The following is a 21919-nucleotide window of genomic DNA, read 5'->3' on the forward strand; positions in this document are numbered from 1 at the left end:
GGTCGCCAGAGTAAGGTGCGCAGCCCGCGATGACCCCTGTCGGGAGTCGCTCCCGACCTGGGACCTTGGTCGTACGACCATCTCGTCGCGGGAGTCACTCGGGTCCGATTCCCTCCACGGCCTCAACGACAAGTGCCCGCTTCCCCGCCGCGATGAGCCCAGCCACTTTGAGCGGCACGCACAGCTCGTCGGCCGACGGCATCGCCCAGTACGAGACGAACGTCCGCGGGTCGAACTCCCGGATGTCCACTCTCGGCACGCCGAGATAGGTGCCGCGGCCGAGACAGTCCACGCCCAACGGCCTCCACTCCTCGACCGCGTCACGCAGAGTTCCGAGGGGCAGGAGCGCCACCTTGCTGTCGGTCCATTCCTGGCGGGCCTGGACGGGCGCGGGGTGGGCGGACAGCAACCAGTGGGCGGTCGCCAACTCCTGTTCGGCGCTGGTGTGTACGAGCACTCGGTCGTCAGCTTCCGTTGCCGCCCCATTCGTCGTCGCGGTGCGTGTGCGGGCCGACATCCCCGACGTCCCGGATTTCCCCGGGCTGTTGTCGGTCGGCCTGGGTCCGGGAAGGTGTCGAGCCGACCGATCGTGTCGGTGATCTCTTCCCTCCATGGCCGGCAGCGACCGGCAAGCCGAGGTCCGTGGCTTCCGGGGCGAGACAGCGTGACGGCGGTGGTACCGGCCGGGCCTGCATCAGTCGCGGTCACCTCACCACCCCACCGCTCGCTCCCGGGCTGTCGGATCCAGGACCGACCTTCGGAGACGGGTCGTGGTCTCGGACATAGACGGTGACTCGCGCCCCGCTGACATGGGTTGTTCCGTACTCGCGGAAGTGGCGCCGCAGGGTGCTTGTCTTCGCTTCGTCCCGCGGGTCGGCCGGCGGGTGCGCACCCGCCGGGTCGCGGACCGCGACGATCCGGTCGAAGTCCAGCATGCGTGCCGCGATGTCCTGGGCGGGAACCTCGACACCGCCAAGCGTGTTGGACGAAACGGGATCCTGCGCCAGCGCCAGATCCGTCAGGAAACGGGTGTCCTCGGGAATGGCCGCGGTCCAGGCCCGGTACTGGTCGGAGAGATAGAGCAGCCCGTCACCGGGACGGCCTTCCTCGCGTACGGCGGCGCCGATGGCCGTGACGTCATTGGTCCGGCTCTGGGGCGTCCTCAGCGACAGGCTCGTCGGGACGAGTACGGCCAGTACGGCGACCGCAGCGATCCACGCGACGCGGGAAAACCGCCGCTGCCGCCGGAGGAAGTGATCCATCCAGGCGCCCAGCAGCAACGCGATTCCGATACTGCTGTAGAGCACATACCGGTCGACGAAGAGGGGCTTGACCAACGAGGCGATCAGCAGCAGAAGGCCCGGAAGCACCACCATCGGCACAGCCAGCACGGAAAGCCGCACGGGCCTCTTCGCCCCCAGGGACGCCAGGGCACACGCCACGCTCACGACCGCCATGGCCAGGACACCGGGAAGCCGCACCGGTCCCCCGATCCAGGACACCTGCCCCGACTGCCCCGCACTACAGATCGCCAGCGGCGCCAGCCCGGCCACCACCCCCGCGGCCGCCGCACTCCACGCCCTCAGCACCGGTCCTGGCACACGGGAGACGACCAGGGTGACGCCGTGGGCGACCAGGGCGAGGACCGCGAACTCGTGGAGCAGACAGGCCAGCAGCATGGTGCAGCCATAGACCGCCCACCGCCACCGGACGCGCTGCGGGACGCCGGCCACGAGCGCATAGGTGGCCCAGGTGACGAGGGCACAGACCATGGCGTACGAACGGCCTTCCTGCGCGTACTTCTGTACCTGGGGAAGCAGCGCGAACACCAGCCCGGCCAGCAGCCCGGCACGGGGTCCCGCCAGGCGCAGCCCCAGCAGCCCGACGCCGCTCGCCGCCGCGGACATGGCCAGCACGGACGGCAGCCGCAAGGTCAGCAGCCCTCCGCCGAAGAGACCGAAGAGCTCGTGCATCACGGCGTAATGGAGAGCGTGGACCAGATCGACCTGCTGGGCGGTGAGCCATATCTGCGAAAGATCGCGGTGCGCGAGCTGATAGGTGACGGCCTCGTCCCCCCACATGGTGTTCTTCCGGCGGATACCCCAGAGCCCCAGAGCGATGGTCAGCGCCAGGGGCGCGATGACGACCACGGCTTCGGCCGGGCCCGCTGATCGTCGACGGGCGGGTACGGGAGGGGAGACCGTCCTGGCCTCGGCGGGGCTACGTTGAGCAACGGACATCGGCGACAGGGCCTTTCAGCAGCGGCGAAGAGACGGCCGCCAGCGTGCCCGGACCTCGTTGACCGGAGGCTGACCCAACCTGACCGGCCGATCAGGAAGGCGGGCCGGCGCTGTGCGAGGCTGCACCGCATGCGCATCCTGGTGGTCGAAGACGAGGTGGACCTTGCCCACACGCTGCACACCGGCCTGACCGCCGAGGGCTACAGCGTCGACCTCGCCCATGACGGCCGGCAGGGCCTGTGGATGGCCCGCACCGGCGAATACGCCCTGGTCGTCCTGGACTTGATGCTGCCCGGGCTCAACGGCTACAAGGTCTGCGCCCAGTTGCGCCGGGAGGGCAACGCGACCCCCATCCTGGTGCTCACCGCCAAGGACGGGGAGTGGGACCAGGCGGAGGCCCTGGACACGGGGGCCGACGACTACCTGGCCAAACCCTTCTCCTACCTGGTGCTCGTCGCACGGCTGCGGGCCCTGGTCAGACGGGCCGCCACGGTCGCCCCGCCCGTCCTTGCCGTGGGCGACCTCTCGCTGGATGTCGCGAGCCGCGTCTGCCGCCGGGCCGGGGCCCGGGTGGAACTCACGCCCAGGGAGTTCGCCGTCCTTGAGCTGCTGGCCCGCCGGGCGGGCCAGGCGGTCTCCAAATCGGATCTGCTCTATCACGCGTGGCCCGACGAAGCCTGGGATCCCAACCTGGTGGAGGCGCGCGTCAGCGCCCTGCGCAAGAAGGTGGACTCCGCGTTCGGCCGACGGTCCCTGCAGACCGTACGGGGTACCGGCTACCGGCTGGTGGACGACCGTGAACGCGACTGAGCCGCGACGCCGCTGGTGGCCGCGTTCGGTACGAGCCGTCGCGGCCCTGGCCGCCGCCTCGACCGCCGCCGTCGTCCTGGCCGGCATCGGCTGGTGGGTCCACCACGACGTCTACCGCCAGAGCACGCAGATCGCCGAAGACCAGGCCAAGGACCAACTCTGGGCCATCTGCGACAAGTTGCAGCAGGGTGTCATTCCCGACTCCACCAGCACGGTGCCGTACGAGGTCGTCGCGACCGGCCGACGCACCGCTGTCGCCTACGGCGGAGGCATGGACGACTTCGCTCCCGGCACCCACCACGTGATGCCCGCCCCACCGAAAACCTCAAGGGCCGAGCTCATCAACTCCGTCCGCCTACCTGCGAACCCCGACTACGACCCCAGTGACAAATTCTCGGTAGCCGGCGGCACCAATCAGGTAGTAACCGCTGATTTCTCGGCCGATGTACTGAGCAATGACAAAGCCGCCGCTCTGGGAGTCGCCGCCGACGCCAACCTGCGGGTTTATGTGGTGGTGCTCCCGCACACAGCTGAGGCGATCACCGAGACCACCGACCGCCTGCTGCTGTGGGCCGGGCTCGTCAGCCTCGTACTGATCGCCGCCGTCACCTACTTCACCGTCCGCATCGCGCTACGACCGGTAGAAGCCATCCGCGTCCTCACCGCCTCGGTCACCCCGAGCGACCCCCGCGAACGCGTCACCGTCCCCGCCACGGGACACGAGATCACCGCCCTGGCCACCACCATCAACACCACCCTCCAACGCCTGGACAACGCCGCCGCCCAGCAACGCCGCTTCGTCGCGGACGCCGCCCACGAACTACGCAGCCCCCTCACCACACTGCTGACCAGCCTGGAAGTCGCGCTCGCCTACCCGGAACGCACCGACTGGCCCGCCGCGGCCACCACCGCCGCACGACAGACCCGCCGCCTCCAGGCCCTCGCCGAAGACCTGCTGCTCCTCGCCCGCCTGGACACCCGCACCCCCATAGCCGCCGACCCCGAAACCATCGACCTGACCGCCCTCGCCTCTCGGCTGACCGAGCAATACCCCCTCACCGAACGACCGTTGACCCTCACCTGCGACAGCACCGCTCCCGCACACGCACACGGAAACCCCGACGAATACGAACGGCTGCTGCGCAACCTCATCGACAACGCCGTCCGCCACGCCGCCCACCGCATCCAGATCACCGTCCGGAACGAGGACGCCTGGGTCGTCCTCACGGTGCACGACGACGGACCGGGCGTGCCCACCAAGGACGCCGAGCGCATCTTCGAACGCTTCGTCCGCCTCGACGACGCCCGCTCCCGCGACCACGGCGGCACCGGCCTGGGCCTCGCCATCGCCCGCGACCTGGCCCACCGCCACCGAGGCACCCTCACCCTCACCCCCCGGACCCTCGGAGCATGCTTCCAGCTACGCCTTCCCCGGGCCCCCACCCCAGCCGAGAAATGACGCGCTGCACCGCGGCAGCCCTTCGAAAGCGTAAGACCACCAGATGAGGCCTTCGCACACCTGAAGAACGGGCGCGTACCGACCCGGCCCCGCCTCGACGTGAAGTGGGCCACCCGGCTCGTCCGCGCGCTGATGGTCCTCGACTGGCACAAGACCGCCCACTGAACGACGATCTTCACCGCAGCCAGCGCCTGCTTGTGCGGAAGTGCCGCGTCGGCCATGGCCAACCCCTACCCACCGGAAACCGCCCCCGGCGTCGCACGCTGAGGCCGAGGGGCCGGACCGTTCATGAACGGCGTATGGCAGTCCCATTGCAGCCCCCACGCCACCCTTGATCCCCTCCCCGCCCCGCCATACGGTCATTCCACCAAGTTCGGCACGGAGCACCACGCTCCACCCGACACGGCCGTGTGCCCGAGTGGCTTAGGGACTCGCCTGCAAAGCGAGGCACGTGGGTTCAATTCCCGCCACGGCCTCCGATTTCTGTGTCACGGCCGACCGCCTGCGGGTGGTCGGCCGGACGTCTTTGTGGGGGGGGCTCCTCCACCCGGTCAAGACACGCCCGATGAGTTACGGCTCGACGCCTCATGGCCGACGGCAGCAGGTGTTCGCGTTCCTGTTCTGTTCCCTCGACGGCTATCACGAGGGGCCCGGTGGGGAAGTGGATTGGGGACTCTACGACGAGGAGTTCTTCGACTGGAACCTGCGCCAGACCCGCGAAGTGGGCGCCCTGCTGCTGGGCCGGCACACCTACGATCACTTCGCCGAGGTCTGGAACTCGGCCGAGGCCGCGGAACGGATGCCCGACGTCGCGGCCTTCATGAACGCCGTACCCAAGACTGTGGTGACGGGCGGCGGCCCGGTCGCCCCCTGGGAGAACACCCGCATCATCGACGGCAGCGATCTGGAGGCCGAGGTTGCACGGCTGCGGGCCGAATCCGCCGGTGACATCGCGATCTTCGGGAGTTCGGGGCTCACCGTGACCCTGCTGGAGCAGGGATTGGTCGATGAGCTGCGGATCTTGCTGCATCCGGTGCTGCTGGGCCGCGGTCGGAACCTGTACGCCGGCCTGAAGAGCCGCATTGACCTGACAGCCGGGGCGGTGACCGTGTTCCGCTCGGGCAACATCCTCCTGCGGTATCGGCCACCTGGCCACGACCACACCGGGAGCCTCTGGCCAGATGAAGCCGAGGGCTGACCGGGGGCCGGGGGTAGGCGCGGGCCGCGTGGCGGAGGGCGGCGGCGATGTGCGCAGTTCAAGTCCAGGCGTTCCCATTCTGTGGGCGTCCGTAAGATCGGCGGCCAGTGATTCGTGCCGGGGACGAGGGGGCGGCAGGCGTGGCGTTGCAGGTGCGGGGTGTTGTATTGCCCGAGCGGGAGGAGCGCGCCTTCTCGATCCACGAGGGGCTGCTGCGGGCCGAGTCCCTCGTCGGCGGCTCCGGCGCCGAACTCGTCGTCGACGGCGGCTGGTTGCTCCCCGGCCTCGTCGACGTGCACACCCACCCCGGTACCGAGAGCCTCGAAGTCCCCTTCAATGATGAGGTGTTGCGGCGGCATCTCGTCGGGCATCGCGATGCCGGCGTGCTGCTCGTACGCACGCCGGGATCCGCGGAACGTATCCCCGGCTGGGTTGACGAAGATCCCGAGCTGCCGCGAGTTCGATCTGCAGGACGTTGGCTTGCCACCCCCGGGCGGTTTTACCCGGGCCTTGGGCGAGACATCAGCGAGGACGAACTCGTGCGAGCCGCCGTCGAGGAAGCGCGGGCGGGATCTGGGTGGTGCAAGGTCATCGGGGATTGGCAGTACGACGAACCAGCCTTGCCGTTGGACATCCTGACCTCGGTCGTCGACGCCGTGCATGCCGTCGATGGACGGGTCGCGGCGCACTGTCAGACCGCCGACGGGAGCCGCAACGCCGTGCTGGCCGGGGTGGACAGTCTGGAGCACGGTATGCATCTCGATCCCGGGCTGATCGACCTCATGGCCTCCCAGGGCACCGCCTTCGTCCCCACCCTCAGTGTCTTCGGCGCCGGGGAAGCGACAATGCGGGCTCGGGAGCCCAGCGCCCAACGGGACTGGTGGCTGGACGGGTGGGACGGCATGTTGCCCAATGTTCGTGCCGCGCACGACGCCGGCGTCACCGTGCTCGCCGGCACCGACAGCTTTCCCTGTGGCACCGTCGCCTCGGAGGTCGGCTGGCTTGCCCGTGCCGGGTTGTCCCCCGAAGCCGCCCTCGCCGCCGCCTCCTGGTCCGCCCGTTCCTGGCTCGGTCTGCCTGGTCTCGTCGACGGCGCCCCAGCCGATCTCGTCGCCTACGACACCGACCCGACCCTGGACGCGTCCGCCCTGGCTCACCCCAGCCGCATCATCCTGCGGGGGCGGGTCGTCGTATGACTGTCCCCGGCGCTCAGAGCACCCGGCCCGCCTCGTCCTGGAAAACCTCCGTCCAGTAGTGCCGACCAGCCCCAGACCTAGACCCAGACCCGAATCCGGCGCTCACGCCCGTCGCGTCTACCGCCGACAAGACCTGGATCATCGTCGACGCCAACTGGTTGTATGCCTCGCCCGTCAGCGCGCCCGACAGCTCCCCGTCGATCGCCCTCTCCCTGTGCAGCAGCCACAGGGTGAAGGCCAGCGTGGAGACATCTGTGTTGAGTGGGTACAGCTTCGCCTCGGGCTCGTTCCAGTTGAGGACCTCGCCCGTCGTGCCGTCCACGACCAGGCTGTTGGCCTCGACGAGACCCCCTAGGCGTATCAAGTGGTCGGCCCGGTCAGGGAGTTCGTACGTTGGAAAGTCGCCCGGGTACTCGTCCTCGTAGTACTCGGCCAGCGTCGGCAGCGGGACGTCCGTGTCCAGCTCGAAGAGGAAGCCTCGCTCGGGCAGGCCCGTCTCGCGCAGGAAGCGGCGGGTCGGCTCGTGGGTGAGTGTCGCGGGGAAGTCGACGTCCTCGAAGCGGGCCACCGTGCCCTGGCCGAACTCCCGGTCCAGCAGGCGGGCCGGGACGTCCAGTGTCAGCCCCGACTCCGTGCCCGGGCCCGCGACCAGGGCCAGGGGGCGGATCAGCGCCGCCGACCTCCAGAACGGCGGTACCTCTCCCCCGGTGCCCTCCTCGAACACCGCCAGCAGTTGCCGCGACGCCTCCTCCACCACCTTGGGCCCGAAACGACCCGCGTACGTGGCGAACTGGCCGCGCACCTCCGCCAGTTCCTCCGTCACCGTCGCGAACCGCACCAGCGTCTCCAGCGACGGCGCCAGAGTGCGGCGGTCCATCAGGTCGGGGCGGTCGTGGAGAAAGTACGTCGTGGAGACCTCCCCGGTCTCGCCGTCAAGCAGTATCGACTCCGTCTCCGGGACTTCCAGACTTTCCAGTCCTTCCGAGCGTTCCTTACCTTGCGCGCCCAGGAGACCGCCTATCACCAACTGGTTCCGCAGGTCAGGCGCCAAGCGGTTGCCCGGATCCCCCGTCGAGTCCGCCACCGTCCGCAGCCCGTCCGCCCGCAGCGCCGCGAACGTCAACGGGCCTACTCCTCCCGGCAGTCCAGGCCCCGTCAGCCAGCGACGCGTCGGCTCGTGCGTGACGTACAGATCCAGCTCTTCCTCGGTCAGTGTGATGGCCGCGATCACGGCACCGGTCGTGCTCATTGCTTCCCCCGCACATGAATGTTCACAGTCCCCGAGCAGGGCACGGCCCGCCGCCCAGCGGTAACCGCAGTCCCAGACGGAAGCGCCGAAGCGCCCGTCCCCCACTGCTCAGAACACTACGCGGCACCACTGACAACGCTCCCGACCAGCGACATCAAGGAAAATGTCCTGTCTCGGCGACCTCACTGACACCGCCCCGACAGGAAGACGTCAGAAAACCCGCGCCCGTTCCCGCCCGGCCAGAATCGCCGCGACCGTCTCCCCCACCGTCAACGCCGAGTTGTCCAGCCACAGACCGATCCGCGGCGTCTCCGCCCGCAGCACCCCGTCCAGGTCATCGACGGTCCAGACGCCGTACCCCGTCTTCGCCCGCCCGGCCTCCCGCGCCGCCACGCTCTCCCGGCTCGGGGCCAGGACGACCACGTACAGCGGCCGCGTGCGGACCAGGTCGACGTACGCCGCGAGGTTCTCGCCCAACACCACATCCTGCACGACCGCCGTGAAACCGGCCGCCGCGTACGAGTCCGCCGTCGCCGCCGAGATCCGGTACCGCAGCCGGAGTTGGGCCTCACCCTCCCCACGCTCGCCCGCACCGCCGTCTCCAGGCACGTACTCCTCGCGCCCCGAAACGATCATCCGCCGGAAGACATCCCCCCGGACATGCGCGGCCCGCGGCAAGCTCTCGGCCAGCGCCTGCGCCACCGTCGACTTGCCCGCGGCCATGACGCCAGTGATGAGGACCACGCCCTCCATCAGGCCGTCACGCCATCAACCGAAGTACACGCCGCCCACGACCACCACAACCGCGGCGAACACGAACAACAGCACCACAAGCAGCAACTTCCCCACCGCGGGCGGCGGTTCATACTGCCTCTCGTCCTCGGTCACTGCCCCGTCACCACCGCCGCCTGCGGGCGGATCGGCAGCCGGTTCACCGGACGTCCCGTCGCCGCCCGCACCGCCGACGCGATCGCCGCCGGGGACGTCACCACCGGGACCGCCGACGCGGCCTTCGCCCCGAAGGGGGCGACCACATCACGCTCCTCGACCAGCTTCACAATCCGGATGTCCGGCGCGTCGAGGGCCGTCGGGAGGGCGTAGCCCGTGAGGTCGGGATGGCGGATCAACCCGCGCGCGGTGCGCAGGTTTTCCGTCAACGCGATGCCGACGCCCTGTGTGACGCCGGCCTCGATGCGGGCCGCCAGCTGGGTCGGGTTCAGGATGCGGCCGACGTCCTGGGCGAGGGCCAGTTCGACCACCCGTACCGAGCCCAGTTCGATGTCGACGTCCACCACCGCGCGGATCGCGCAGAAGGCCATGCCCACAAAGGCGTCGCCCTGGCCGGCCTCGTCCAGTGGTTCCGTCGGGTGGGGGCGGCACTGGGCCGTGGCCCACAGTTCCTTGCCGTCCATCGCCTCGGTGACGGTGGTCGACAGGACTCCGTCGTACGACGTGATCTTGCCGTCGGTGATCTGGAGCAGCTCCGTGGACATGCCGAACTTGTGCGCCAGTGGTTGCAACAACTGCGTACGGACCATCTTCGCCGCGCGCTCCACCGCACCGCCGGACACCCAGGTGTGGCGGCCGCGGAGGCCGGGGCCCGCAGGGGGCTGGTCGGTGTCGACCGGCGCCACGTGGACCTCGTCGATGCCGAGGGTCTCCTGGACGATCTGCCGGGCCAGTGTCGTGAAGCCCTGGCCGGTCTCCACGGCCGCGCACAGGACCGTGGCGACGCCGTCCTGGACCTTGACGGTGGCCGTCGAGACCTCGTCCGCGCCCTCGGTGCCGAGCATGTGCACCATGCCGAGGCCGTAGCCGACGCCCCGGCGCACCGCGCCCGGTTCGCCCGCGCCCTCGGGGCCGCCGGGCAGCAGCCACTCGTCCTCGGGTGTGTCCTTGGGGAGGGCCGGCAGCGGGAAGTCCCGTACCGCCTGGAGGAGTTCGGCGACCGGTGCCGGGCACGTCACCGTCTGGCCGGTCGGGAGCACGTCCCCGGTGGCCAGCGCGTTGCGCAGGCGCAGTTCCGCCGGGTCGATGCCGAGCTTCTTCGCCAGCTTGTCCATCTGCGCCTCGTAGGCGGCGCAGACCTGCATGGCGCCTTCGCCGCGTACGTGGCCGGAGGGCGGGTTGTTGGTGCGGACGGCCCAGCCCTCTATGAAGGCGTTGGGGACGACGTAGGGACCGCAGGCGAAGCCCACGGCGGCGGCGAGCGCCTCCGACGAGGTGTCCGCGTACGCGCCCGAGTCCAGCAGGATCTGTGCCTCGACCTTGACCAGCTTGCCCTCGGCGTCCGCGTGGTGGCGGTAGCGCAGGAGGGTCGGGTGGCGGTGGGCGTGGCCGAGGAAGGACTCCTCGCGCGTGGCCGTCAGTTTCACCGGGCAGCCGGTCTTCAGCGCCAGCAGGCCGAGCGGGAGTTGGAAGCCCTGGTCCTCGCGGTCGGCGGTGGCGCCGGGGACGCCGGTGACGACGACCTTCACGCGCTCGGGTTCCAGGCCGAAGCAGGCGGCCGCCGTGTCGCGGTCGGTGTGCGGGTCGGTGGAGGCGAGGTACAGCTCCACGCCGCCGTCCGGGCGGGGCACGGCGAGACCGGCCTCGGCGCCGATGGGGGCCGGGTCCTGGCGGCCGATGCGGTACTGGCCCTCGACGACGATCTCGCCGGCCGCGTCCGGGTCGCCGTGGCGCAGCGGGATGTGCCGGATCAGGTTGCCGTCGGGGTGCAGCGGCTCGGCCTCGAAGGCCTGCTCGGGGTCGGTGACCGGGTCGAGTACTTCGTACTCGACGATGACGGCGGCGGCGGCCATGCGCGCGGTGTCGGGGTGGTCGGCGGCCACGGCGGCGATGGGCTCGCCGTGGTGGCGTACTACCTCGGAGGCGAACACCGGGCGGTCGGAGTTGCCGCGGCCGTACGACGTGGCGCCCGGCACGTCCTCGTGCGTGACGACGGCCCGTACGCCGGGCATGTCGCGCGCGTGGGACGTGTCGATGGAGACGATGCGCGCGTGCGGGTGCGGCGAGCGGAGCACGGCCGCCCACAGCAGGCCCTCGGCCCACAGGTCGGCCGCGTACGGGAAGGTGCCCTCGGTCTTGGCACGCGCGTCGGCGGCCGGCAGGGAGACGCCGAGGCCGTGCGGGATGGGCTCGGGGGTGGGGACGGCCTCCGCGGGGGTGGTCGCGGTGGCGGCTTCGTTGCTCACGCCTGGCCTCCGTCCTGGCCGTAGGACTGGTCGCCGTAGGACTGGTCGGCATGGGACTGGCCGCGCGAGCCCGGGGGCTCGAACGCCGACGGGTTGACGCCACCGGCCCCCGGGCCCGCCTGATGCGGGATACGTGCCTCGTCCCCGTCCGTCTCAGCGTCGGCCGCGGCGTGTGCCTCACGTTCGGCGACGACCTCCTGGACGGCGTCCAGGACGCCCCGGTAGCCGGAGCAGCGGCACAGGTTGCCGCACAGGGCCTGGCGGGTCTCCAGTTCGGTCGGCGCCGGGTTGCCCTCAAGGAGGTCGTGCACGGTCATCGCCATGCCCGGCACGCAGAAACCGCACTGCACCGCGCCGCACCTGGCGAGCGCCCGCTGCACGTCCGAGGGCTGTCCGTCGGCGGCGAGGCCCTCGACCGTACGGACCTCGCTGCCGGCCGCGGTGACCGCGGGCACCAGGCAGGAGGCGACGAGCCGTCCGTCGACCTGGACGTTGCACGCCCCGCACTCGCCCTGCGAGCAACCGTCCTTGGCACCGGCGAGTCCGAGCCGCTCACGCAGGACGTAGAGCAGCGACTCACCGATCCAGGCGTCGGTGACGGGCCGTTCGACGCCGTTGACCCGCAGCACGTACGAGGCGAGCGGATGCTCCTCGTCGTGCGGCACGGGCGCGGCCTCGTCGGAAGCCCCGGAAGCCTCGGAGTCGGCATCGGACGCGGCGTCGCCATCCGAGTCCGCCACGGACTCCTCACCGGAAGCCTCAGAGCGCCCCTCAGCGGCCTCCACGGCCCCCTGCGCGTCCCCGGACGCCTCATCCGCCCCATCGGCCCTTTGAGTGGACTGTGGGGCTTCTACGGCGGGTTCGGCGGCCGGCGGCCGGACGTACGCCTCGGCCGACACCTGCGAGGCCTGCGGTACCGGGTCCGGCTCGGGCGCCCCGGCCTCGTCCGCCTGTCGACCCCACGGCTGGCCCGCGGCCTCGGTCGCCCAGGGCGCGGCCGCGCCGCCGGGGAGCGTGGCGGGGGGCGTGCCGCCCCACTGCTCGACCAGTGACGATGTGGTGAACTCGCCCGATTCGTCCGGAAGATCCCCCCCGGCGACAGGGATCGACCACTCCCCGGTCACATCGTGTCCGGGCGCGGCCGCGGCCTCCGTCGTCGGCACGTCCCCGAAGGCCCAGTGCCCGGTGGCCCCGGGGTTGTACGTGAACTGGTCGTACGCGTTCCGGCCGTGTGTGCCGTCCTGCGGCACGGCGTTCGGGTCCGGCCACTGGACGCCCTCGGCGGGCGCGGGCGGCACGGCCCAGCCGCCGGTGGCGCCGGGGTCGGGCGTGCCGGGCGTGACCTCTATCTGCGGCGGCACGTAACCGTGGCCCGGCGCGGCGAGCGGGCTGTCGGCGGCCAGGAGGGCTTCGATGCCCCCTTCGGGGAGCTTCACGAAGGCGGTCGCGCCGTCGTCGTAGTCGCCGTTGGGCAGCGGATCCCAGCGTCCGCCGCTCCGGGGCGCGCCCTCTCCGTGCTGGTCGTCGGTCACGTCAGTGCCCTCCCCAGTGCTCGTCGGGCCAGCGCGGCGACGGTGCGCCGCAGGTGCAGTACGGCGGGCGGAAGCGGTTGTACGGAGCCGTCCTCGGCCGGCACCGGATCGGGGATGCAGGCCGCGGCGACGTACTCCCCGAAGGCGCTCAGCGCCTCGGGGACGATCGCGCGGGCGTTGTCCCAGTCGATCAGCCGGGCGACCCACTGTTCGGCGTCCAGGGGCCTGAGCGGCATCGGCGCTATGGCCCCGACGGCGCACCTGACTCCGCGCCGGGCGGGGTCGAGGACGACGGCGACGGAGGCGACGGAGCGTCCGGGGCCGGTGCGGCCGGTCGCCTTCAGGAAGACCTGCGGCGCGTGCAGCAGCGGCACGCGCACGTACCCGATGAGTTCACCGGCGCGCAGCATCTCCATGCCGGCCAGCAGGTGCGACACCGGGATCTCCCGGCGCGCCCCGCCCTGGCCCGCGATGATCAGCGTCGCCTCCAGGGCGGCCAGCACGGGGAGGGCGTCCCCGGTGGGCGCGGCGGAGGCGATGTTGCCGCCCAGGGTGCCCGCGTTGCGGATCTGCGGCGGGCCCGCGGCACGCGCGGACGCGGCGAGGGCCGGGATCAGGGCGGCGAAGTCGGGACGGCCCATCCGCGCGTGGGTGAGGCCCGCGCCGAGCAGGGCGTGGCCGTCCTGGTACTGCCAGCCGCGGATCTCGCTGATCCGGCCGAGCCCGACGAGCGCGGCGGGCCGCAGCTGCCCGGAGTTGATGGCGGCCATGAGGTCGGTGCCGCCGGCCACCGGCACGGCGGCGGGCACTGCGGCGAGCGCCGCCACGGCCTCGTCCAGCGTTGTGGGCAGCGTGACGGACTGCGCCGCCTGCGGTGCGTGCGTGGTCAAAACCGGCTGCCCCTTCCCGCTGCCCCACCTGGTCCCACCTGTTGCTGCCGTACGGTACGTGCTGACAGGGCGGACGTGGCAACTCTGGCACATCTTCGCAAGTCCCGAACGCGGGGGTCCGCTAGGAGGCATTCGCCCACCTCACCAGGGAGATGGTCCGTTTTCATACGGATTTGCCGGTGCGCTTGAATTGCCACTCTTCGGTGACGCTTGGGGCCTTTTTCCCCTTACTTGTTCGGGGGCGCCCCCTCGATCGGGCGGCCGAGCACACCCGGCCGCCGCTGCCACGGAAGCGGACCGCCGGGCGGGCGGTAGCCGACGCCCAGGGCGTCAAGTCGCCCGTAATGGACGGCCATCCGCCGCTCGAAGTCGGCGAAGTCCCGTATCCCCGGGGCGGGCAGGGAGCTCCAGGCGACCTCGGCGAACGCGGCGAGCCTCGGGAAGGCCTGGTAGTCCACGCGCGCGTGGTCCTCCATCACCTCGGTCCACAGGTTGGCCTGCGCGCCCAGCACATGGGCGGCCTGCGCCTCCGTGAGCTGCGGCGGAACCGGCTCGAACCGGTAGACGTCCTCCAGGGTGCGCACGTAGCCGATCGGCACGGGCTCGTCCTCGCCGGGCGCCTGGCGGTGGTCCAAGTACACCTGCTGCTCGGGGCACATGACGACGTCGTGTCCGGCCCGCGCGGCGGCGATCCCGCCCTCGTAACCACGCCAGGAGGACACGGCGGCCCCGTCCGCGAGCCCGCCCTCCAGGATCTCGTCCCAGCCGATGAGTCGACGCCCGCGCGCGGAGAGCCACTTGTCGAAGTGTCCGATGAACCACGACTGGAGCCCGTCCTCGTCGACGAGCCCGAGTTCCTTGATCCGGGCCTGCGCGGTCGGCGACCGCTTCCACTGGTCCTTGAGGCATTCGTCACCGCCGACGTGAATGAACGCCGAGAACTCGGCGGCGTCCGCGGGGAAGAGATCCAGCAGTTCCTCGAACACCCCCTCGTAGAACCGCAGGGTGTTGTCAGTGGGGGCGAGTACGTTCGGAGAGATCCCCCAGGTGTCCCAGACCTTCAAGGCGGTGCCCTCTGCAATGGATGCAGTGATGACGTCCGTGTTGCCGAGTTCCGGATACGCGGCGATGGCGGCCTGCGAGTGTCCCGGTACGTCGATTTCGGGGACGACGGTGATATGCCGCTCGGCGGCGTAGGCGACGATCTCCCGGATGTCGTCCTGCGTGTAGTAACCGCCGTGCGGCTTCTCCTCCCACAGCGGTGAGGCACGGTGGCCGAATTTCGTACGGGCCCGCCAGGAGCCGGTCTCCGTCAGCTTCGGGTACCGCTTGATCTCGACGCGCCAGCCCTGGTCGTCCGTCAAGTGGAAGTGGAAGACGTTGAGTTTGTGCGCCGCCATCAGGTCCAGGTAGCGCAGGACGCCGTCCTTGGGCATGAAGTGCCGGGCCACGTCGAGCATGAGGCCGCGCCAGCGGAATCGGGGGGCGTCCTCGATCGTGACATGCGGCACGGCCCAGGTACGGTCGCGGCCGAGCGGGGCCCTGCGATACGCGTCGGGGCCAAGGAGTTGCCGCAGCGTCTGGGCTCCCCAGAAGACACCGGCCGCGCTGCCGCCCTCGATCAGTACGCCGGTCGAGTCGCTGACGAGGCGGTACTCCTCGGGGCCGAGCCGAGGGTCGAGCTGAAGCCCGATGCCGTCGCCCTCGGTGTCGTCGAGCTCCCACCCCTCACGCAGCGGCAGGCCGGTGGCCTCCCGCAGGACGGTGCGCAGCCAGTGCCCGACCCCCTCCGTCGCGGTGCCGGCGTAGAGCTGGGAATGCACCGTCAGCCGCACCTCGCCCGAACCGGCGACGACGCCGCGGGACGCGGGAATCAGTTCAGTCACGTCAGTCCTTTACCGCTCCGCCCAGCCCGGAGACCAGCCGTCGCTGTACGAGTACGAAGAAGATCAGCACCGGAATCGTCATCACCGTGGAGGCCGCCATGACCCCGCCCCAGTCCGGCTCGTCGGGCTTGAAGAAGACCAGCAGGGCCATCGGCAGCGTCGACTGGGAGGTGTCGCTGATGATGAACGACTTGGCGAACAGGAAGTCGTTCCAGGCCGAGATGAAGGAAAACACGCTCGTGGCCACCAACCCCGGGAAGACGAGCGGGAAAAGGATCTGCCACAGGAATCGCGCCCGGCTCGCCCCGTCGATGTACGCGGCCTCCTCCAACGCCTCCGGCACGGCTTTCACGAACCCCCGCAGCATCCAGATCGCGAAGGGCAGCGAGAAGGCGATGTGGGGCAGGATCAGCGCGCCCAGGGTGTTCAGCTGGCCGAAGTCCCGCATGAGGAAGAACAGGGGGATCGTCAGCGCCTCCACGGGCACCATCTGGGCGATCATGAACATGATCAACAGGGTGGTCCGGAAGCGGAACCGGAATCGCGTCACGGCGGTCGCGGCGAGAAACGCGATCAGCGCCGAGACGAGCACGACACTGCACGCCACGACAACACTGTTGAGGAAGTAACGGCCGAATTCCTGCTGCCCGAACACCCGCCGGAAGGAGTCCAGGGAAGGGTCCAGAGTCCATGGCCGCGGCTCGGTCGACTCGATCTCACCGGCCGGCTTGAAGGCGCTCAGCACCATCCAATACAGCGGGAAGGCGACCACGACCGCGATCAGCAGCGCCGCCGTCTCGGCCGCCGCGCGCCCTGGCCGTCGTACGAATCCACGCACAAGATTCACGGGGTTCACCGGATTCACAGGGCTCACAGCTCCTCCCCCTGGCGGCGCAGCAGCCGCAGGTACACCAGCGTCACCGCGAGCAGGATCAGCAGCATCACGATCCCGATCGCCGAACCGAGGCTGTACTCCGAGGACGCGAAGGCCTGTTGGTAGGCGTACACGTTCAGCACGAGGTTCTGGCCCGCGATGCCGCCGCCGTTCGTCATGACGTAGATCTGGGTGAAGACCTTGAAGTCCCAGATGACCGACTGGATGGTGACGACCATCAGGATCGGCCGGAGCATCGGCGCGAGAACGGAACGCCAGATGCGCCACTGCGAGGCGCCGTCCAGGGCCGCCGCCTCCAGCACTTCTTCCGGTACGGCGCGGATGCCGGCGTACACCGTCACCATCACGAACGGGAAGGAACACCACACCACTTCGAGCAGCACGAGGAAGAAGGCGCTGAAGCGGCCGTACGTCCACGAGTGGTCGCCCAGGCCCAACACCCGGTTCACCGGCCCGAAGTCCGGATCGAACAGAAGCAGCCACACCGTCGACCCCGTGACGGCCGGCGTAGCCCACGCGCCGAGCGCGGCCAGCATCAACGCCAGCCGGGGCACGGCACGCACACGTGTCAACAGCACGGCGAGCGCACAGCCGACGCCGATCGTCGACACCACACACGCCCCCGCGAACAGCACGGTAGCCAGCAACACCTGCCAGAACTGCGTGTCCCCGAACAACTCGGCGTAGTTCCCGAACCCCTCAAAGGTGGTCGGCTCACCACCACTGACCTGGGCCTGGGTGTAGTGGAAGAACGAGATCAGGCCAAGCTGATAGATGGGATAGACGAGCAGCCCACCAAGGACGACAAGGGCAGGGGCGAGATACAACCAGGGGGTACTGATACGTACCAAGGGGCGCGGGGAACTGCGCGACAAGCCACCACGGACCTGCAGCCGCACACGATCCGCGCCCCCCACCTTGGTAGGCGCACTCATCCGATGGAGCCAAACGCGTCATCCATCTTCGTAGCCGCGTCCTTGGAAGCCGTAGCCACATCCTTCTTGCCGCTGATGACCTCCTGCAGCATCGTCGGCAGCACCAGCGAGGAGTCGATCTGCGCCCAAGCCGGCGACGCGGGCACGAACTTGGTGCCGGCGACAAGCGTCTCGGCGAAGGGCTTCACATACGGCTTCTCCGCCGCGACCTGGGTACGCACGTCCCCGAAGGTCGGCAGGAACCCCATCGCGTCGAACAACGAGGCCTGCGTCTTCTTCGACGCAAGCTGCTCCATCAACTCGACGGCGAGCGTGCGATGCGAAGTGCTCTTCAGGACACCGATGTTGTTGCCGCCGGCGAACGCCGGAGCGATCGACCCGGACTTCACGCCGGGCAGCGGCACGACCGCGTACTTGCCCTTCACCTTCCCGGCCTCGACGGCGGTGTGACTGAAGTCGCCGCCGATCGCCATACCAGCCTTGCCGGCGGCGAACGCGGTGATCGTGTCGTTGCCGCCCATCCCGGCGCACTTGGCGGCGGGACAGTTGTCGTCGCCGAAGAGGGAGGTGTAGGCCTTGATGCCCTTCTGGGCGGCGGCGCTGTCGATGGCGGAGGCGTACGAGCCGTTCTTGCCGGTGGCGAGTTCGCCGCCGTTGGCCCAGACGAAGGGCATCGCGCCGTACGTGTAGGCGCCGCCGACGACCAGGCCGTACAGGTCGGGCTTCGCGGCCCTGATCTCGCGGGCCGTGGAGGCCAGTTCGGCCATCGTCTTCGGTATTTCGAGGCCGAGTTCCTCGAAGACGTCGGTGCGGTAGTACAGGGCGCGGACGCCGACGTAGAAGGGGACGCCGTACATCTTGCCGTCCACAGTGACCGACTGTTTGGCGGTGGGGTCGGTGTCCTTGGCCTCGCTCCAGTCGCCGAAGTCCCCGGTCACGTCTAGGAGTCCGCCGTCGTGGACATAACCGGCGGTGTCGGTGTTGCCGTACTCCATGAGGTCGGGAGCGGACTTCGGGTCGTTGAAGGCGGCCTTGACGCGCTGGGCGCGGGTGTCGATCGGGATGTACTCGACGTCGACCTTGGTGTCCTTGTGGGTCTTCTCGAAGGCGGCGACGACGGAGTCGACGACCTTCTCCTTCGGCTGGTTTCCGACCTCCTGGAAGAGCCAGACGCGCAGGGTGCCGGTCTTCTCGTCCTTGTCGGAGGAGGAGTTGTCGGAAGTCTGGGGGGCGCAGGCGGTGACAACGGCCAGGAGCGCCAGGAGCACGGCCGGCCGGGCGGAGAGCTTCATGGGGTGATCCTCCGAGTGTTGCGTTGCAACATACGCAATGGCTATTTCGCTCTGCACAACACTCCGGAGGTTAAGGACTACATGAACATGTCCACAAGAGGTCTCAACCACTCTGTGACCACAACACGCAAAGACCCCCCGGGCGTGCCGAAGCGCGTCCAGGGGGTCGAGAAGTCGTCAGATGTGAAGCGGGACCGCTACTTGTCCCCGCCGTCCTTGCCCTTGTCTCCGCCGCCCGCGCCCATGGAGTCGTAGATCTCCTTGCACATGGGGCACACGGGGTACTTCTTCGGGTCGCGGCCGGGCACCCAGACCTTGCCGCACAGCGCCACGACGGGGGTGCCGTCGAGGGCGCTCGCCATGATCTTGTCCTTCTGGACGTAATGGGCGAAGCGCTCGTGGTCCCCGTCGCCGTGCGACACCTGCGGCGTCGGCTCTACGAGGGTTCCCGTCCCAGTGCCTCGCTGGGGCTGGGTCTCAGGCTCAAGAGTGCTCATAACGCCAAGAGTACTGAAGCTCCCTGGCATCAGTTGAGCGAAGGGTCGTCCGGATACGTGGCCACCATCGCGAGCTCGTTGCGCTGGCGGCGCAGGACCTCGCGCCAGAGTCTTTCCGGGGACGGGGAGGAGACGTCGCCGGGTTCCGACTCGACGACGTACCAGGCGCCCTCGACCAGCTCGTCCTCCAGCTGTCCTGGGCCCCAGCCCGAGTATCCGGCGAAGATTCTCAGGGAGCCCAGGGCCGAGGCGAGCAGTTCCGGCGGTGCCTCCAGGTCGACGAGCCCGATCGCACCGTGCACCCGGCGCCAGCCCAGCGGAACCCGGTCGCCGGACGCGCCGCCCGGGATGACCGCGACACCGAGGGCCGAGTCCAGGGACACGGGGCCGCCCTGGAAGACGACACCCGGCTCCCCGGTGAGGTCCGCCCAGCCCTCCAGGATGTCCCCGACGTCCACCGGGGTCGGGCGGTTGAGGACGACGCCGAGGGAGCCCTCCTCGTCGTGGTCGAGAAGGAGCACCACCGCGCGGTCGAAGTTCGGGTCCGCCAGGGCGGGGGTTGCCACGAGCAACCGCCCTGTGAGCGAGGACACCTCGGTCATGCCAGACATGATCCCGCATCTGCCCCGCGCGTGGGGAGGCAATGCGGGGAGAGGAGTGAATGCAGCTCAGGGCGGACGGAAGCGACCCCGGCGCACAAACAGGCCAGTGACCCCATGTGTCCGATTGAGAGCGGTTCGTGTTGTGACAGAGCTATGACCGAGCTAGGAGGTCCTTGGGCTTACGGGAGGGGGGTGGGCGGCGATTAGTCTGTCCTACCTGGCCCTGCCCCACTCATCGGAACGCGAGATACATGACCGTCAACGACGATGTCCTGCTTGTCCACGGCGGAACCCCGCTCGAGGGTGAGATCCGTGTCCGCGGTGCGAAGAACCTCGTACCAAAGGCCATGGTGGCCGCACTGCTCGGCAGCGGTCCGAGCCGCCTGCGCAACGTGCCCGACATCAGAGACGTGCGTGTCGTACGCGGTCTGCTCCAGCTGCACGGGGTGACGGTCCGTCCGGGTGAGGAGCCCGGCGAGCTGGTGATGGACCCCTCGCACGTGGAGAGCGCCAACGTCGCCGACATCGACGCCCACGCGGGTTCGAGCCGGATCCCGATCCTGTTCTGCGGCCCTCTTCTGCACCGCCTCGGGCACGCGTTCATCCCGGGCCTGGGCGGCTGCGACATCGGCGGCCGGCCGATCGACTTCCACTTCGAGGTGCTGCGGCAGTTCGGCGCGAAGATCGAGAAGCGGGCGGACGGCCAGTACCTGGAGGCCCCGCAGCGGCTGCGCGGCACCAAGATCCAGCTGCCGTACCCGTCGGTGGGCGCGACCGAGCAGGTGCTGCTGACGGCGGTCCTCGCGGAGGGTGTCACCGAGCTCTCGAACGCGGCCGTCGAGCCCGAGATCGAGGATCTCATCTGCGTCCTGCAGAAGATGGGCGCCATCATCGCGATGGACACCGACCGCACGATCCGCGTCACCGGTGTGGACTCGCTCAGCGGCTACACCCACCGCGCCCTGCCGGACCGCCTGGAGGCCGCGTCCTGGGCGTCGGCGGCGCTGGCGACCGAGGGCAACATCTACGTCCGTGGCGCTCAGCAGCGTTCGATGATGACGTTCCTCAACACCTACCGGAAGGTGGGCGGCGCCTTCGAGATCGCCGACGAGGGCATACGTTTCTGGCACCCCGGCGGGCAGTTGAAGTCGATCGCCCTCGAAACGGACGTCCACCCCGGCTTCCAGACGGACTGGCAGCAGCCGCTGGTGGTCGCGCTGACACAGGCCACGGGCCTGTCGATCATCCACGAGACGGTGTACGAGTCCCGCCTCGGCTTCACCTCCGCGCTCAACCAGATGGGCGCCCACATCCAGCTCTACCGCGAGTGCCTCGGCGGCTCCAACTGCCGTTTCGGCCAGCGCAACTTCCTGCACTCGGCGGTCGTCTCAGGCCCGACCCGCCTCCAGGGCGCCGACCTGGTCATCCCCGACCTCCGCGGCGGCTTCTCGTACCTCATCGCCGCGCTGGCCGCCCAGGGCACGTCCCGGGTCCACGGCATCGACCTCATCAACCGCGGCTACGAGAACTTCATGGAGAAGCTCGTGGAGCTGGGCGCGAAGGTCGAACTGCCGGGCAAGGCACTCGGATAGCCTCGGCCATATTCAGCCCGGCCGGCGTTTGAGGCCATTGGTGACAGCACAACGATGGGGCGGCACCCGAAGTCCGGGCGCCGCCCCATTGGCGTTGCTACAAGCCGCACACCATCCCGTGGCGTACAGACGGCAAGGTTACTTGCCCTTCGCCGCTTCCTTGAGCTTGCTGCCCGCGGAGACCTTGACGCTGTACCCGGCGGGGATGTTGATCGGGTCGCCGGTCTGCGGGTTGCGCGCGGTGCGAGCGGCACGGTGGGTGCGCTCGAAGGTCAGGAAGCCGGGGATGGTGACCTTCTCGTCGCCCTTGGCGACGATCTCGCCGACGGTCTCGGCGAACGCGGCCAGAACGGCGTCGGCGTCCTTGCGGGTCACCTCGGCGCGGTCGGCCAGCGCGGCCACCAGCTCACTGCGGTTCATGTTGTTACTCCCGTGTTCTTCTTACCGTTTGA

General features: G+C 69.7%; 19 protein-coding genes and 1 tRNA gene. 6 read left to right on the forward strand and 14 right to left on the reverse strand.

Translation table 11 applies throughout. The features are described from left to right. Positions 1-94: 94 nt before the first annotated feature. On the reverse strand, positions 95-457 hold the full coding sequence (locus AC5DRG_RS20325; protein ID WP_491811982.1) for a hypothetical protein: 363 nt from the start codon (positions 455-457) through the stop codon (positions 95-97). Between the two features lie 247 nt (positions 458-704). Beyond that, positions 705-2240, reverse strand: a complete 1536-nt coding sequence (locus tag AC5DRG_RS20330; RefSeq protein ID WP_491811983.1) for a glycosyltransferase family 39 protein — start codon at positions 2238-2240, stop codon at positions 705-707. 129 nt (positions 2241-2369) lie between these two features. Between AC5DRG_RS20330 and AC5DRG_RS20335 the strand changes: the two genes are divergently transcribed. The 5 genes from AC5DRG_RS20335 to AC5DRG_RS20355 all read left to right on the forward strand — a co-directional run bounded on the left by AC5DRG_RS20335 (position 2370) and on the right by AC5DRG_RS20355 (position 6903). Then, a complete protein-coding gene (locus AC5DRG_RS20335) occupies positions 2370-3050 on the forward strand; it encodes a response regulator transcription factor (protein ID WP_491811984.1) in 681 nt (226 codons plus the stop codon). Next, complete coding sequence (locus AC5DRG_RS20340; RefSeq protein ID WP_491811985.1) at positions 3037-4509, forward strand: sensor histidine kinase; 1473 nt, start codon at positions 3037-3039, stop codon at positions 4507-4509. The genes AC5DRG_RS20335 and AC5DRG_RS20340 overlap by 14 nt, the downstream gene beginning before the upstream one ends. A gap of 404 nt (positions 4510-4913) precedes the next feature. Then, positions 4914-4985, forward strand: a tRNA-Cys gene (locus tag AC5DRG_RS20345). An 89-nt stretch (positions 4986-5074) separates the two neighbouring features. Next, on the forward strand, positions 5075-5707 hold the full coding sequence (locus AC5DRG_RS20350; RefSeq protein WP_491811986.1) for a dihydrofolate reductase family protein: 633 nt from the start codon (positions 5075-5077) through the stop codon (positions 5705-5707). A 140-nt stretch (positions 5708-5847) separates the two neighbouring features. Next, on the forward strand, positions 5848-6903 hold the full coding sequence (locus AC5DRG_RS20355) for an amidohydrolase family protein (protein ID WP_491811987.1): 1056 nt from the start codon (positions 5848-5850) through the stop codon (positions 6901-6903). Positions 6904-6916: 13 nt separating this feature from the next. On the opposite strand, the gene AC5DRG_RS20360 is transcribed toward AC5DRG_RS20355, so the two are convergent. The 11 genes from AC5DRG_RS20360 to AC5DRG_RS20410 all read right to left on the reverse strand — a co-directional run bounded on the left by AC5DRG_RS20360 (position 6917) and on the right by AC5DRG_RS20410 (position 19875). Next, entirely contained in the window at positions 6917-8152 is a 1236-nt protein-coding gene (locus AC5DRG_RS20360) for an SUKH-4 family immunity protein (protein WP_491811988.1), read from the reverse strand. A gap of 210 nt (positions 8153-8362) precedes the next feature. Then, positions 8363-8905, reverse strand: coding sequence for an AAA family ATPase (locus AC5DRG_RS20365; protein ID WP_491811989.1), 543 nt, complete (start codon positions 8903-8905; stop codon positions 8363-8365). Between the two features lie 131 nt (positions 8906-9036). Beyond that, the gene (locus AC5DRG_RS20370; protein ID WP_491811990.1) at positions 9037-11346 is read right to left on the reverse strand and encodes a xanthine dehydrogenase family protein molybdopterin-binding subunit; all 2310 of its coding nucleotides are present in this window, start codon (positions 11344-11346) and stop codon (positions 9037-9039) included. Further along, a complete protein-coding gene (locus tag AC5DRG_RS20375) occupies positions 11343-12878 on the reverse strand; it encodes a (2Fe-2S)-binding protein (protein WP_491811991.1) in 1536 nt (511 codons plus the stop codon). Before AC5DRG_RS20375 ends, AC5DRG_RS20370 begins: the two co-directional genes overlap by 4 nt. Continuing rightward, positions 12875-13768 carry an FAD binding domain-containing protein gene (locus tag AC5DRG_RS20380; RefSeq protein ID WP_491811992.1) on the reverse strand — a complete coding sequence of 298 codons (894 nt, stop codon included), beginning with the start codon at positions 13766-13768 and terminating at the stop codon, positions 12875-12877. Before AC5DRG_RS20380 ends, AC5DRG_RS20375 begins: the two co-directional genes overlap by 4 nt. A gap of 227 nt (positions 13769-13995) precedes the next feature. Further along, positions 13996-15654 (reverse strand): beta-N-acetylhexosaminidase, encoded by a 1659-nt coding sequence (locus AC5DRG_RS20385; RefSeq protein WP_491811993.1) that lies wholly within the window; start codon positions 15652-15654, stop codon positions 13996-13998. A 1-nt stretch (position 15655) separates the two neighbouring features. After that, positions 15656-16501 (reverse strand): carbohydrate ABC transporter permease, encoded by an 846-nt coding sequence (locus AC5DRG_RS20390; protein ID WP_491811994.1) that lies wholly within the window; start codon positions 16499-16501, stop codon positions 15656-15658. A 23-nt stretch (positions 16502-16524) separates the two neighbouring features. Further along, positions 16525-17484, reverse strand: a complete 960-nt coding sequence (locus tag AC5DRG_RS20395) for a carbohydrate ABC transporter permease (RefSeq protein ID WP_491811995.1) — start codon at positions 17482-17484, stop codon at positions 16525-16527. Further along, positions 17481-18776, reverse strand: a complete 1296-nt coding sequence (locus tag AC5DRG_RS20400; protein ID WP_491811996.1) for an extracellular solute-binding protein — start codon at positions 18774-18776, stop codon at positions 17481-17483. The genes AC5DRG_RS20395 and AC5DRG_RS20400 overlap by 4 nt, the downstream gene beginning before the upstream one ends. Positions 18777-18973: 197 nt before the next feature. Next, on the reverse strand, positions 18974-19273 hold the full coding sequence (locus tag AC5DRG_RS20405) for a DUF3039 domain-containing protein (RefSeq protein WP_491811997.1): 300 nt from the start codon (positions 19271-19273) through the stop codon (positions 18974-18976). Positions 19274-19302: 29 nt separating this feature from the next. After that, entirely contained in the window at positions 19303-19875 is a 573-nt protein-coding gene (locus tag AC5DRG_RS20410; RefSeq protein ID WP_491811998.1) for a YqgE/AlgH family protein, read from the reverse strand. 251 nt (positions 19876-20126) lie between these two features. Here AC5DRG_RS20410 and murA point away from each other — a divergent pair, with 251 nt between their 5' ends. After that, the gene (gene murA, locus AC5DRG_RS20415) at positions 20127-21467 is read left to right on the forward strand and encodes a UDP-N-acetylglucosamine 1-carboxyvinyltransferase (RefSeq protein WP_491811999.1); all 1341 of its coding nucleotides are present in this window, start codon (positions 20127-20129) and stop codon (positions 21465-21467) included. Between the two features lie 138 nt (positions 21468-21605). Here murA and AC5DRG_RS20420 read toward each other — a convergent pair whose 3' ends face one another. After that, entirely contained in the window at positions 21606-21887 is a 282-nt protein-coding gene (locus AC5DRG_RS20420; protein WP_105974351.1) for an HU family DNA-binding protein, read from the reverse strand. Positions 21888-21919 lie beyond the last annotated feature (32 nt).

The sequence above is a fragment of the Streptomyces sp. JLBG701 genome (genome assembly GCF_058544905.1).

What these genes read in the sequence shown, in the direction of transcription:
- AC5DRG_RS20330 (WP_491811983.1), bottom strand. Translation starts at nt 2,240, where the DNA reads ATGTCCGTTGCTCAACGTAGCCCCGCCGAGGCCAGGACGGTCTCCCCT.
- AC5DRG_RS20335 (WP_491811984.1), top strand. Translation starts at nt 2,370, where the DNA reads ATGCGCATCCTGGTGGTCGAAGACGAGGTGGACCTTGCCCACACGCTG.
- AC5DRG_RS20350 (WP_491811986.1), top strand. Translation starts at nt 5,075, where the DNA reads ATGAGTTACGGCTCGACGCCTCATGGCCGACGGCAGCAGGTGTTCGCG.
- AC5DRG_RS20360 (WP_491811988.1), bottom strand. Translation starts at nt 8,152, where the DNA reads ATGAGCACGACCGGTGCCGTGATCGCGGCCATCACACTGACCGAGGAA.
- AC5DRG_RS20365 (WP_491811989.1), bottom strand. Translation starts at nt 8,905, where the DNA reads ATGGAGGGCGTGGTCCTCATCACTGGCGTCATGGCCGCGGGCAAGTCG.
- AC5DRG_RS20395 (WP_491811995.1), bottom strand. Translation starts at nt 17,484, where the DNA reads ATGAGTGCGCCTACCAAGGTGGGGGGCGCGGATCGTGTGCGGCTGCAG.
- AC5DRG_RS20400 (WP_491811996.1), bottom strand. Translation starts at nt 18,776, where the DNA reads ATGAAGCTCTCCGCCCGGCCGGCCGTGCTCCTGGCGCTCCTGGCCGTT.
- AC5DRG_RS20405 (WP_491811997.1), bottom strand. Translation starts at nt 19,273, where the DNA reads ATGAGCACTCTTGAGCCTGAGACCCAGCCCCAGCGAGGCACTGGGACG.
- AC5DRG_RS20410 (WP_491811998.1), bottom strand. Translation starts at nt 19,875, where the DNA reads ATGACCGAGGTGTCCTCGCTCACAGGGCGGTTGCTCGTGGCAACCCCC.
- murA (WP_491811999.1), top strand. Translation starts at nt 20,127, where the DNA reads ATGACCGTCAACGACGATGTCCTGCTTGTCCACGGCGGAACCCCGCTC.
- AC5DRG_RS20420 (WP_105974351.1), bottom strand. Translation starts at nt 21,887, where the DNA reads ATGAACCGCAGTGAGCTGGTGGCCGCGCTGGCCGACCGCGCCGAGGTG.